The organism is Caulobacter sp. AP07 (genome assembly GCF_000281955.1).
GTDB lineage: Bacteria > Pseudomonadota > Alphaproteobacteria > Caulobacterales > Caulobacteraceae > Caulobacter.
In genome coordinates this window covers 1-12,820 of record NZ_AKKF01000188.1, presented here as the reverse complement: position 1 = coordinate 12,820, position 12,820 = coordinate 1, and the positions used below count along the sequence as shown (strand labels likewise).

General features: G+C 69.5%; 9 protein-coding genes. 4 read left to right on the top strand and 5 right to left on the bottom strand.

What is annotated here, in order from left to right; translation table 11 throughout:
• Positions 1-172: 172 nt before the first annotated feature.
• Positions 173-565: a helix-turn-helix domain-containing protein gene (locus PMI01_RS16510; protein ID WP_007671329.1), complete on the top strand. Its 393-nt coding sequence runs from the start codon at positions 173-175 to the stop codon at positions 563-565.
• A 317-nt stretch (positions 566-882) separates the two neighbouring features.
• On the top strand, positions 883-3,513 hold the full coding sequence (locus PMI01_RS16505) for a TonB-dependent receptor (RefSeq protein WP_007671325.1): 2,631 nt from the start codon (positions 883-885) through the stop codon (positions 3,511-3,513).
• Positions 3,514-3,690: 177 nt separating this feature from the next.
• Here the strand turns inward: PMI01_RS16505 and PMI01_RS16500 are convergent, their stop codons facing one another.
• The 5 genes from PMI01_RS16500 to PMI01_RS16480 all read right to left on the bottom strand — a co-directional run bounded on the left by PMI01_RS16500 (position 3,691) and on the right by PMI01_RS16480 (position 10,035).
• Positions 3,691-4,872: a kynureninase/PvdN C-terminal domain-containing protein gene (locus PMI01_RS16500; RefSeq protein WP_035036710.1), complete on the bottom strand. Its 1,182-nt coding sequence runs from the start codon at positions 4,870-4,872 to the stop codon at positions 3,691-3,693.
• On the bottom strand, positions 4,848-5,639 hold the full coding sequence (locus tag PMI01_RS16495; RefSeq protein ID WP_007671316.1) for a tryptophan 2,3-dioxygenase: 792 nt from the start codon (positions 5,637-5,639) through the stop codon (positions 4,848-4,850). Before PMI01_RS16495 ends, PMI01_RS16500 begins: the two co-directional genes overlap by 25 nt.
• Before the next feature lie 116 nt (positions 5,640-5,755).
• Entirely contained in the window at positions 5,756-6,544 is a 789-nt protein-coding gene (locus PMI01_RS16490) for a DeoR/GlpR family DNA-binding transcription regulator (RefSeq protein ID WP_007671314.1), read from the bottom strand.
• Between the two features lie 73 nt (positions 6,545-6,617).
• Positions 6,618-7,910 (bottom strand): TIM barrel protein, encoded by a 1,293-nt coding sequence (locus tag PMI01_RS16485; protein ID WP_007671312.1) that lies wholly within the window; start codon positions 7,908-7,910, stop codon positions 6,618-6,620.
• 19 nt (positions 7,911-7,929) lie between these two features.
• Positions 7,930-10,035 carry a bifunctional rhamnulose-1-phosphate aldolase/short-chain dehydrogenase gene (locus PMI01_RS16480; RefSeq protein WP_007671308.1) on the bottom strand — a complete coding sequence of 702 codons (2,106 nt, stop codon included), beginning with the start codon at positions 10,033-10,035 and terminating at the stop codon, positions 7,930-7,932.
• A gap of 78 nt (positions 10,036-10,113) precedes the next feature.
• Here PMI01_RS16480 and PMI01_RS16475 point away from each other — a divergent pair, with 78 nt between their 5' ends.
• Together PMI01_RS16475 and lldD are read left to right on the top strand one after the other, a co-directional pair.
• Positions 10,114-11,529 carry an FGGY-family carbohydrate kinase gene (locus PMI01_RS16475; RefSeq protein ID WP_007671297.1) on the top strand — a complete coding sequence of 472 codons (1,416 nt, stop codon included), beginning with the start codon at positions 10,114-10,116 and terminating at the stop codon, positions 11,527-11,529.
• The gene (gene lldD / locus PMI01_RS16470; protein WP_007671294.1) at positions 11,526-12,677 is read left to right on the top strand and encodes an FMN-dependent L-lactate dehydrogenase LldD; all 1,152 of its coding nucleotides are present in this window, start codon (positions 11,526-11,528) and stop codon (positions 12,675-12,677) included. Before PMI01_RS16475 ends, lldD begins: the two co-directional genes overlap by 4 nt.
• Positions 12,678-12,820: the final 143 nt, after the last annotated feature.

The following is a 12,820-nucleotide window of genomic DNA, read 5'->3' as shown; positions in this document are numbered from 1 at the left end:
CGCCGGGGTCCTTGGACGGCGGCCCATGTCGTCGGACGGCCCAGGGCTTTCACGATTCCCGCGAGCGGGGACAAGAGTTGCAACCTTTCAACAACCTCGGCCTTAATGAATTCATCACGCGGCGATTTGGTAAATCGCCATGGCGCGTTCTCCAACAGAGGACATGAAGACCATGACCGCGACCCCCCATTCACCCCACCCCGTGGACCAGCACGTCGGCGCCCTCATCCGGGTGAAGCGACGGGCTTTGGGCATTTCGCAGTCCGACCTGGCCGATGCGCTGGGGGTCACTTTCCAGCAGGTGCAGAAGTACGAGCGCGGGACCAACCGGGTCAGCTCGTCGAAGCTGTATGAGATCGCCCACAAGCTCGACACGCCGTTGTCGGCCTTCTTCGAGGGTCTGGACGCGCCGCGCGGCGGCGGCGAGAGCGTCGCCGGCGGCCTGATCGATTTCCTGAACGACAGCGGCTCCCAGGACCTCGTGGTGGCGTTCAAGGCGATGAATCCCGCGCTCCGCAAGCAGCTCGTCGCCCTGGCGAAGGCGATGGCGGACACCGACGGCTAGGGGCCGAGGGCGAGACTCTCCACCGCGACGCGGCGCCCCTGAGGTTCGAGGTCGGCGAGCCCTTCTCCATGCGCGTTCCGGCCGGCCGCAGGCGTCCGTGGCGAACGGCGCGCGGCGACCACCTGACCAGACGCGCGATCGAACCCAGGGGCTCAACCCCTGGGTTCATGCGCGATTTTGGTGGTTAAAAGATAGAAAAAGACAAAAATAGATTGAATATGATCGTTTCCCGCGTTACCCACGATCATCGCTAAGGCTCGGCGTCCACAAGACGGCGCCAACCAACGAAGCCGCGACGGGAAACGCAGGGGAAACACATGAAGAAGAAGCTCGTGGGTGGTACGGCGTTCGCGCTGGTGGCTTCGCTGTGCGCGGCGCACGCCGCATCGGCGCAAACCGCGCCGGTCCAGGCCCAGACCTCGCCGGCCGAGCCGGATTCGGTGGCCGAGATCATCGTCACCGGCGTGCTGAGCCAGGCCTCGCTGGGCAAGTCGGCGGTCGCCGTGTCGGTGCTGCGGGCCGAGGACCTGGAGCGGGTCGCGCCCCTCAGCGCCGCCGACCTGCTCAAGTCGGTCCCGGGCGTCTTCGTCAACTCGGCGCTCGGCGAGATCCGCAACATCGTCTATTCGCGCGGCGTGTCGGCCAACTCGGTCGAGGCGGCCGGCGGCTACTACTACGTGTCGCTGCAGGAAGACGGCCTGCCGGTCACCAACGTGACCTTCACCAATTACGGCCCCGACTATTTCCTGCGGCCCGACGTCGGCCTGGGGCGCCTGGAAGCCCTGCGCGGCGGCACCGCGACGGTGACCGGCCCCAACGCGCCGGGCGGCATCTTCAACTACATCTCACGCACGGGCGGGTCCGAGTTCGAAGGCGAGGTCCGCGCCAAGATCGGGGCCGAGGGCAAGGGCGGCAACCCCTATTACCGCGGCGACGCCTATGTCTCCGGCCCGATCGGCGACCGCCTGCGCTACAGCCTCGGCGGCTTCTACCGCAAGAGCACCGGCGCGCGCGATCCCGGCTACGCCCTCAACCGGGGCGGCCAGATCAAGGGCAACCTGACCTACGACTACGGGGCGGGGAAAATCCAGATCTTCGGCAAGTACCTCAACGACCACAACGGCTGGTTCGAGTTCCTGCCGGCCCGCGACTTCAACAATCCCAAGGTGGTCTCGGAACTGGGCGGCGACACCAGCCTGCTGCCCGAAGCCACCAGCCACAGCTTCACCCCCTATGCCGGCGCCAAGACCCGCACCTGGGACGGCGACAAGCTGGCCCACGCCAAGGCCAAGGCGATCGGCGCGCGGATCGACCACGATTTCGGCGATGGCTGGAGCCTGTCCAACGCGCTGCGGCTCTCGCGCAACGAACTGGACTGGAACTCGGGCGGCGTGATCTTCGCCCTGCCGATCGCCGACCCGGTGCTGGCGGCCTTCCTCGGCACGACGGCCAGCGGCCTCTACACCTATCGCGACCGCAAGACGGGCGCGATCCTGGCCCAGGTGAACCGCGTGGGCGCCGCCGCGACCGTGGTGACCAACAACCTGCCCAACCAGTCGGTCATGGCCAACAGCGTCGTGTCGGAAGCGGCGCTGTTCTACAATCCCAAGGTCGATGAGGTGATGGACCAGATCTCCGTCACCAGGAAATTCGAGCGCGGCGCCTTCACCTTCGGGGGCTTCTACGCCAAGTCGGACGTCTCGACCGTCATCGGCGGGGCCGGCATCGGCGTCGCGCCCCTGCAGGACAGGCCGCGGAACCTCGACATCACCCTGACCACGCCCGGCGGCGTGGTGCAGCAGGTCACCGATCCGAACGGCTACGGCAGCATCGGCAACCGGGTCAGCGCCACCCTAACCAGGACCAAGCAGGTCCAGGCCTCGCTGTTCGCCGGCGGCAACTGGGACGTGACCGACAAGATCACCGTCGATGCGGCGGTCCGCTACGAGAAGATCACCAACCGGGGCTCCAACTGGACCAGCGTGGCCCTCGCCAGCCAGACCCCGGGCGGGACGGACGGGAACGTCAACACGCTCTACGACAACGTCCAGCAGGGCCTGGGCCCGCCCGTCTCCTATGACCGCGACCTGAACTTCACGTCCTATTCCGCCGCGGCGACCTACCGCTGGAGCGACGCCCAGACGACCTATGTGCGGGTGTCGCACGGCAAGAAGGCGCCCGACCTGTCCTTCTACGCCACCCTGACCACGGCGGCGGCCGTCGCCAACAGCCCGTCGATCGCCCAGGACCTGCTGCAGGTCGAGATGGGCCACCGGCTGACGCTCGACCGCCTGACGCTGACCGTCAATCCGTTCTACAGCCGGCTGGAGAACGTCGGCGCTGTCCAGGTGTTCAACCGGGCGGACGGGACCAGCTACAACCCGCCGCCGGTCTTCGCGACGCAGGAGACCTACGGCGTCGAGATCGACGGCGAACTGAAAGTGACCAACGCCCTGTCGGTCCAGCTGCAGGCGACGCTGCAGGAGCCCAAGTCGAAGGACTTCGCCGTCTGGATCGCCAACACCCCGGGCGAGGCCGACGACGTGCTGACGCGCGTGCCGGACGGCGAGGCCGACAACAGCGCCAAGATCATGACCAGCCTCACCGGGCTCTACCGTCCGTCCGACCGCTGGAACCTGTTCGCCACCTGGCGCTATCTCGGCGAGCGCGCCGCCAACCGCTACAACACCTTCTACCTGCCGGGCTTCTCGCAGGTGGACGTCGGCGGGCAGTGGCAGATCAATGATCGCGTCCAGCTGTCGGGCAACATCAACAACCTGCTCGACGGCAAGGGCGTGATGAGCTGGGCCTCGGCGGGCGGCCTGCTCGCCTCCCTCGACCGGCAAGCCTTCACCCCGGCCCGCCTGGCCGCCAACCCGGACCAGACGCTCAACATCCTGACCATCCAGCCCCGGTCCTACTACCTGACCCTGGCGGTCAAGTTCTAGGCGGGAACAAGTTCCGCCTCGAGGCGGTCCTGGCGTGGGGATGCGCCGGGACCCGGCGCGCTCCCCCCGCGCCTTGCCGAGAGTGACGTGCGCCGGCCGTCGGGTTGAACCCCGGCGGCCGGCGCTGCTGTTTTGGGGGAGGGCTCTCCTGGGCGTGTTCAGCCCGCCGGCGCCGGTCTAGGGCAACGCCCGACACGCCGCGCAGAAGGTCGCGATGTCCGTCTCGTCGTGATAGATCGAGAGCCCGATCCGCAGGACGTCGTCTCGTACGTCCACCACCACGTCCTTCGCGGCCAGCGCCTGTTTCCAGGCTTGAGCGGAGGGATGGCGCAGCGCCAGGAAGCGGGCTCGCGAGCCCCGGCCCGGCGGGTTCAACAGGACGGCGTCCTTCAGCGGCCCGGCCGCGCCGGCGGGGATCCCGGCCAGCAGGTTTCCCTGCAGGCCGCCGACGTGCCCGGCGATCACCGCCGTGGTCAGGCCCTGGGCCTCCAGCATCCGTCCCGCCGCCACGAAGCGGTATAGCCCTGACGGGTCGAAGGTCGCGCCCAGGAAGCGGCCGGCGTCGCGGGCGTAGCCCACGCCGCCCGGCGGGCCCTCCAGGTCGCCGAACTCGGCGTACCAGCCCGTCAGGGCTGGACGCGGTCCGAAACCGGGCGGGGCGTGCAGGAACGCCGCCCCTTCCCCGGCCATGGCGTATTTGTAGCCGCCGGCGATGTAGAACAGGCGGTCGGCCACCGCCGACAGGTCCGTCGGGATGGCCCGGAAGCCGTGATAGCCGTCGACCACCACCCACGGTCCCTCCGGCCGCGCGAGGTCGGCCAGTTCCCAGACCCGGTCGAAGACGAAGCCGCTCTTGAAGAAGACGTGGCTGACGAAGATCAGGTCGAAACCGCCCGCGCGCGCCGCGGCCAGAAACCGTTCCGCGAAGTCGGGCGTGTCGCTGTCCACCCGCGTCAGTTCGATCTCGCCGGCCTCGATCCAGCGCTGGGCCTGGCGGCGGAACGAGTGGAACTCGCCGTCGGTGGACAACACCCGGACGGGTCGCTTGCCGACCGCCGACAACAGCACCGCCAGCAAGGTGTGGGTGTTGGGCGCGAAGACGACGCTGTCGGGCGACGGCAGGGAGAGCTCGCGGGCGACCAGGCCTTGCGCGCTCGGATAGACTTCGCCCAGCGCCTTGTCCCACTTGTGATCAGCCAGGACGGCGGCGTCCTCCCAGGCCTCGACCTGGGCGGCCAGGGTGACGTCGGGCCAGAGATGATGGCTGTGGGCGGCCATGTGCAGCCGGTCGGGCGCGGCCGCCAACGCCCGTGAGAACAGGTCCTTGCGGGCGCTCACAGCTTGGTTCTCAGCGACCACAGCTCGGGGAAGCAGCGCCGGCGCAGGGTCGAGGCCAGATAGCCGATGCCATCGGTGCCGCCGGTGCCCGGCCGCCCGCCGATGATCCGTTCGACGGTCAGCACGTGCTTGTGGCGCCAGGTCACCAGGGCGTCGTCCAGGTCGACCAGCTTCTCGGCCAGCTGGTACAGTTCCCAATAGCGCTGGGTGTCGCGGTAGACCTCCAGCCAGGCGGCCTCCACCTCGGGCGAGGGGGCATAGGTCTGGGCGAAGTCGCGGTTCAGCACCGCGTCCGGCACGGCCAGACCCGCCTTGGCCAACTGGGCGATGGCGACGTCGTAGAGGCTGGGCGCCTCCAGGGCCGTCCGCAACTGCACCAGGGCGTCTGAACCCTCGGCGTGGAACTTCAGGAAGCTCTGGTCCTTCAAGCCCAGCAGGTATTCCAGGGTCCGGAACTGGTGCGACTGGAAGCCCGAGCTGGAGCCCAGGTCGCCCCGGAAGCTCAGGTAGTCGGCCGGAGTCATCGTCGCCAGCACGTCCCACGACAGGGTCATCACCGTCTGGATCCGCGACACCCGGGCCAAGGCCTTGTAGGCCGGCTCGAGATCGTGCGTGGCGACCAGGCGCTTGGCCAGGTTCACCTCGTGGATGATCTCCTTGAGCCACAGCTCCTTGGTCTGATGGATGACGATGAACAGCAGTTCGTCGTGACGGTCGCTCAGCGGCTGCTGGGCCGCGAGCAAGAGGTCCAGCGCGAGGTACCGCGCGTAAGTCATGTCTTGCGTCATGAGGCGACCTTAGGCGGTTCCCGACGGCACATTTGTCCCCGTTTGCGTGGGGATGCCTTCAGGCGCGGAACGATGTTCCGCAGCATCCGCATAAAGCAGAACAAGTGGCCGCCCGCCTATCCCTCGGCGATGACCACGCGGACGTCCGCGTCCTCGAGCATCTGGCGGTGCGCGGCCGACAGGCCTGGATCGGTGATCACCAGGTCCAGCTCGCCCAGCCCGCAGACCACGTGGCCGGCCGAGGCGGCGAACTTGCTGCTGTCGACCAGCAGGATCAGCTCGTCGGCCCGGTTCAGCAGGCCGCGCTCGGCCTGGACCAGCAGGATGTCGCTCTGCATGATCCCGTGGCGGCCGACGGCCTCGGCGCCCAGGAACATCTTGCTGGCGTGGTAGCGGCTGGCCCCGTCGTCCTCGAAGGCGCTGAGGACGATGTTCTGCTCGCGGAACACCGTGCCGCCCGGGATCGAGATGCGGGTGCCGGGCTGCGGCAGCAGGGCGCTGACGATGTGCAGCGAGTTGGTCAGCACCTGCAGTTCCAGCGCCTCCAGGTGGTGGCACATCTGCAGGGTGGTCGAGCCGCCGTCGATGATCACCGCCTCGCCGGGCCGGCACAGGGCGGCGGCGGCGCGGCCGATCGCCGCCTTCTCGGCCGTGTGGCGGGCGATGTTCTCGTGGAAGGGGACGCCGCGCAGTTGCGGGCGATCGGGGCTGGGCGTCTCGGCGGGACCGGCCAGGCGCGCCCCGCCCCGGACGCGTTCGATCCGACCCTCGCCGTCGAGGCGTTCCAGGTCCCGGCGGATGGTGGCGGGCGAGGCGTCGAGGCGCTGGTCCAGCTCCTGGAACCCAATGAAACCCCGCTCCTGCAGCAGGCGCAGGATAAGGTTTTCGCGCTCAGTCGCGTGCATGCGGCCTCCGGAGACAACCCCCGTTATCTCCGTCGTTTCGCGACCAGTTGCAATCAACTTTGCTCAGTCCGGCTCAAACGATCCCGGCGCCCAGGCCCACCGGGGTCCGCTCCTGAGCGGTCCGCTCGCGCCAGCCCAGCAGGCGATAGAGCGCGATCGGGTCGGCCGCGCCGCCGGCCTCGATGCGGGCCATGGCCACCAGCGGGCTGACGTCGGTGCGATAGGCGCGCCGCAGCGCCTGGAAGCCCATCATCACGTCGTTGGCGTCCTGGGCCGCCAGCAGCTCGGCGCGGTCGACCAGCACAGCCTTGGCGAAGGCCCCGGCGATGGCTTCCGCCGACGACAGCATGCTCTCGATCGGGTCGGTGACGTTGTGCGACTGGTCGATCATGTAGGCGGGGTCGAAGCCGTCGCGCGGGTTCAGCTCGGCCTCGACCAGCTCGTTGAACACCAGGAACAGCTGGTGCGGGTTGATGCTGCCCGAATCCAGGTCGTCGTCGCCGTACTTGGAGTCGTTGAAGTGGAAGCCCCCCAGCTTTCCGAAGCGGTGCAGGCGGGCGACGATCTGCTCGATATTGACGTTGGGCGCGTGGTGGCCGAGGTCGACCAGGCACTGGGCCTTGGGCCCCAGGGTCTGGGCGGCCAGGATGCTGCTGCCCCAGTCCGAGATCACCGACGAATAGAAGGCCGGCTCGTACATCTTGTGCTCGAGCAGCATCCGCCAATCGTCGGGCAGGGCCGAATAGACCTCGGCGGCGCTGGCCAGGTAGCGGTCCAGCGACGCGCCCAGGTCCTGCTGGCCCGGGAAGTTGGTGCCGTCGCCGACCCAGACGGTCAGGGCCTTGGAGCCCAGTTTCCGGCCGATCTCGATGCATTCGACATTGTGGGCGATGGCCTGCTCGCGGGCCCCGGCGTCGGTCGCGCTGAGGCTGCCGTTGCGATAGGAATGCCGCTGGCCCGGCTGGTCCTGGAAGGTGTTGGAATTGACCGCGTCGAAGCCCAGCCCCAGGGCGGCGGCCTCTTCGCGCAGCGCCGCGTAGTCGCTGACCTTGTCCCAGGGAAAGTGCGGCGAGACGCGCGGCGTGACGCGGCCCAGGGTCTGGACCAGGCCGCAGTCCTGCAGCTTTTCGTGGATGTTGGTCGGCTCGCCGGGGATCGGGAACTTGGCGAAGCGCGTGCCGCCGCGCCCCGCGCCCCAGGTCGGCAGGGCCAGCGAGAAGCCCGCCACCCGGGCCTTCACCGTGTCGATATCGATGCCGCGACGGGCCAGGGCGCGGCCCAGGCTGTCGTACTCGTCGCGCAGGGCGTCCAGGCGCTGGGCGTTGTGGTCGTCGATCTGGTCGATCGAGAGAAGAATCGGGTCCATGGCGTTTCTTCCCTAAAACCTAGCGCGTGAACGCCTGGGCGTTGCCGGCGTCCACATTGATGATGTTGCCGGTCGACTTGGCCGAGGCGTCCGAGGCCAGGAAATAGACGGCTTCGGCGATGTCTTCGGGCAGGACGCTACGCTTAAGCATCGAGCGCTTGCGGTAGAACTCCTCCAGTTCGTCGCCCGGGTCGATCCCGTAGGCGCTGGCGCGCTCCTTGCGCCAGTCGCCGTCCCAGATCTTCGAGCCGCGGATGACGGCGTCGGGATTGACCACGTTGACGCGGATGCCGTGCTCGGCGCCTTCCAGCGCCAGGCAGCGGGCCAGGTGCAGCGAGGCGGCCTTGGCCGAGGCGTAGGCCGAGGCGTTGGGCGTGGCGGCCAGGGCGTTCTTGGAGCCGATGAACACGATCGACCCGCCGCGCTTGTGCTTCATCAGCGGGAAGGCCGCGCGGCTGGTCAGGAAATAGCCCTCGGCCAGCACGCCGTAGTTCTTGCGCCACAGGTCGACGGTGGTCTCCTCGATCGAGGCGGACGAGGCCAGGCCCGCATTGGCCACCAGGATGTCCAGCCCGCCGAACGCCAGGGTCGCGGTCTTGAAGGCCGCTTCGACCTGCTGCTCGTCGGTGACGTCGCAGATCGCCGAGCGGACGCGGTCGGCGCCGAAGGTCTTGGCCATGCCCTCGCGCACCGTCTCCAGCGTCGCGGGATTGATGTCGACCAGCACCGCGCAGGCCCCGTCCTCGAGCAGGCGACTGGCGACCGCCGCGCCGATCGCGCCCGCCGCCCCGGTGACCAGGGCGATGCGTCCGACCAGCGGCTTGGGCCTGGGCATCCGTTGCAGCTTGGCCTCTTCCAGCGCCCAGTATTCGATGGCGAAGGCCTCGGACTCCGGCAGGCCCAGATAGCCACCGATCGCCTCTGCGCCGCGCATGACGTTGATGGCGTTGGCGTAGAACTCGCCGGCGATCCGGGCTGTGGTCTTGTCGCCGGCGAAGGTGAAGCGCCCGACGCCGGGCAGCAGCACGACCACCGGGTTGGCGTCGCGCATGGCCGGATCGGTCGGGCCGGCGTTGCGGCCGTAATAGGCGGCGTAGCCGTCGCGATAGGTTTCGATCGCCTGGGCCAGGTAGCCGTCCTGGTCGATGCGCGCCGGGTCCAGCGCCAGCGGCGCGATCTTGGTGCGCAGGAAGTGGTCGGGGCAGGAGGTGCCGATCGCGGCGAGGCGCTCGAAGTCCTTGCTGCAGACGAATTCCAGGGTCTCGGCGTCGTCGCTGAAGTGGCCCAGCTTGCCGCGCTCGCCGGTCATCAGGCCGCGCAGGCGGGGCATCAGGTCGGCGGCGACGGCGGCGCGGGCCTGCGCGTCCAGGGGCTGGACCACGGCGCCGCCGAACGCCGGCTTGCCGGCCAGCTTGGCGTTCAGGTGGCGGGCCGCCTGGGCGATCAGGTCGATGGTGTTCTGGTAGCAGGCCTCTGCGTCGTCGGCCCAGCAGATCACGCCGTGTCCCGCCAGCATCACGCCGCGCAGGCCGGGGTTGGCCGCCACGTAGTCGCGCAGCTGGATCCCCAGGTCGAAGCCCGGCCGCTTCCAGGGCAGCCAGCCGACGGCGCCGCCGTAGATCTCCTGGGTGACCTGCTCGCCGTCGGCGGCGGCCGCCAGGGCGATCAGGGCGTCGGGGTGGACGTGGTCGACGTGGCGGAACGGCAGATAGGCGTGCAGCGGCGTGTCGATCGACGCGGCGCGCGGGTTCAGGGCGAAGGTGCAGTGCGGCAGGAAGCCGACCATCTCATCCTCGAACGCCACGCCGCGATACAGGCTCTCCAGGCCCAGCAGCTTGTCGAGATAGAGGGTCGAGAAGCCGTCCAGGGCCATCGAGCCGATGTCGCCGCCCGAGCCCTTGACCCACAGCACCTCGACGGGCTGGCCGGTCAGCGGATCGGTCGCGGAAAGCTTGGCCGAGGTGTTGCCGCCGCCGAAGTTGGTGACGGTCAGGTCCGAACCGAGCAGGTTGGAGCGATACAGCAGAAGCTGCTCGGGCGTCAGCCGCGCGGCGTCCGTCTTCGACCAGCGCGAAGCGGGGACCAGGAAGGGGAGGGCGGGTTTGGAAGCGGTCAGAGTAGGCATGGGACGAAGCCTAACGATTGGTCTGGCGGTTTTCAATCATCTTCGATAGAAAATGATCAAGATAGATCGGAGGAACGTGTGGCGGCTGATTGCACCGTGGTGCTCGACATCGGAAAAACCAACGCCAAGCTGACCCTCTGGGATCGGCGGGGCCAGTCCCTGGCGCGCCGGACGCGGCCGAACGAAATCGTCCAGGGGCCGGGCTACCGCGCCCTCGACGTCGCCGGGCTCGACGACTGGATCGCCGCGACGCTGCGCGAGTTCGCCAGCCTCGGCCAGATCGCCGCGATCATCCCGGTGGCCCACGGCGCGGCGGCGGCGCTGATCTCGGACGGCGCCCTGTTCGCCCCGCCCATGGACTACGAGGACACACCGGAAGAGGCGGAGCGCGAGCCGTATCGCCGGTCGCGCGACCCGTTCGTCGCCACCGGGTCGCCGTTCCTGCCTCAGGGGCTGAACCTGGGCCTGCAGATCCACCGGCTGGAGGGCCTGACCGGGCCCTGGCCGGACAACCTGCGGATCCTGCCCTGGCCGCAATACTGGGCCTGGCGGCTGAGCGGCGTGGCGGCCAGCGAGGTCAGCAGCCTGGGCTGCCACAGCGATCTCTGGCGTCCCTTCGAGGGGCGCCCCAGCGCCCTGGCCGAGGCGCGCGGCTGGGCGGCGCGGCTGGGCGACCTGCGCCACGCCGGCGAGCGCCTGGGGCCGATCACCCCCGAATGGGCGGCGCGCACCGGCCTGCCGCGGGACTGCGCGGTGATCTGCGGCCTGCACGACAGCAACGCCGCCTTGCTGGCGGCGCGCGGTCACGCCGAGATCGCCGCCCACGACGCCACCATCCTCTCGACCGGCACCTGGTTCGTCGCGCTGCGTTCGCCCGGCCAGGCCCTGCCCCGCGCCACGTGCGAAGGCCTGGACGAGGCGCGCGACTGCCTGGTCAATGTCGATGTCGAGGGCCGCCCCGTGCTGTCGGCTCGCTTCATGGGCGGGCGGGAGGCCGAGGCGATCGCCGGCCTGGACATCTTCGGCCTGACCAAGGACTACGACCCCGACGCCCTGATCGCCCGGCTGCCGGCCCTGATCGCCCGCGACATCTTCGTCCTGCCCAGTTTCGCGCCCGGCGTCGGCCCGTTCCCCGCCCACCGGGGGCGCTGGCGCAACGAACCGGCCGACGCCTCCGACAAGCGCGCCGTGCTCGGCCTCTACCTGGCCCTGGTCGCCGACGAGGCGCTGGACCTGATCGGCTCGCGCGAGCGCCTGCTGGTCGAGGGCCGCTTCGCCGAGGCCGAGGTGTTCGTGCGGGCCCTGGCGACCTTGCGGCCGGAGCAGCAGGTGTTCGTCTCCAACGCCCACGACGACGTTCCCTATGGCGCGCTGCGTCTGCTACGCCCGGACCTGGCGCCGCCGTCGGCGCTGCGGCGGGTCGCGCCGCTGACCCTCAGCCTCGATGACTACAGGCGTCGCTGGCGACAGGACGTCGGGAGCGCCGCCGCATGAAACCGGTCTCGATCGAAGACTACCGCGAACTGGCCCGCCGCCGCCTGCCGCCGTTCCTGTTCGAATACATCGACGGCGGGGCCTTCGACGAGGTGACCCTGGGACGCAACGTCGCCGACCTGCGGGACGTGGCGCTGCGCCAGCGGGTGCTGACCAATGTCAGCGACATCGACCTGTCGACCACCCTGTTCGGCCAGGAATGGTCGCTGCCCGTGGCCCTGGGCCCGATCGGCCTGGCCGGCCTCAACGCCCGGCGCGGCGAGGTGCAGGCCGCGCGGGCCGCCGAGGCGGCCGGCGCGCCGTTCTGCCTGTCCACGGTGTCGGCCTGTTCGATCGGCGAGGTTCGGGCGGGGGTGAGCAAGCCGTTCTGGTTCCAGCTCTACATGATCCGCGACCGCGCCTTCATGCGCGACCTGCTGGACCAGGCGCGGGCGGCCGGCTGCACCACCCTGGTGTTCACGGTCGACATGCCGGTGCCGGGAACCCGTTACCGCGACTACCGGTCGGGCCTGGCCGGCGCGCCGGGGCTGGCCGGCGACCTGCGGCGCGTGGCCCAGGCCCTGACCCGGCCGGGCTGGTGCTACGACGTCGGCCTGCGTGGCCGGCCCCACAGCCTGGGCAATGTCGCGCCGGTGCTGGGGCCCAGCAGCGGCCTGGAAGATTTCTTCGCCTGGATGCGGGACAATTTCGACCCGACCGTCACCTGGCGCGACCTCGAATGGGTCCGGGCCGAATGGTCGGGACAGCTGATCCTCAAGGGCGTGCTGGATCCGCGCGACGCGGTCCGCGCCGTGGAACTGGGCGCCGACGGGGTGGTGGTCTCCAACCATGGCGGCCGCCAGCTGGACGGGACCCTCTCCACCGCCCGCGCCCTGCCGGGCGTGGCCAGGGCCGTGGCCGGGCGAATCCCGATCCTGGCGGACGGCGGGGTGCGCTCGGGCCTCGACGTGGTCCGGATGCTGGCCCTGGGGGCCGACGGCGTGCTGCTGGGCCGCGCCTGGGCCTATGCGCTGGCGGCGCGGGGCCAGCAGGGCGTCGCCCACATGCTGGACATCATCCGCGCCGAGATGAGGGTCGCCATGGCCCTGACCGGCACGACGCGGGTCGCCGATCTGTCGCGGGAAACGCTTTTCACCGACGATGATTGAAATGAACCATTTACATTCAATATCAATCAAAGGCAGTGTGGCCTGAGAGCGCGTTCAAGCGCCTGACATCGGGAGGCGCTTAGCATGACGGTCGAGATCGACGGTGCGGAATTCGGCGACGTGGCGGCCAGGCCGGCCGCCAG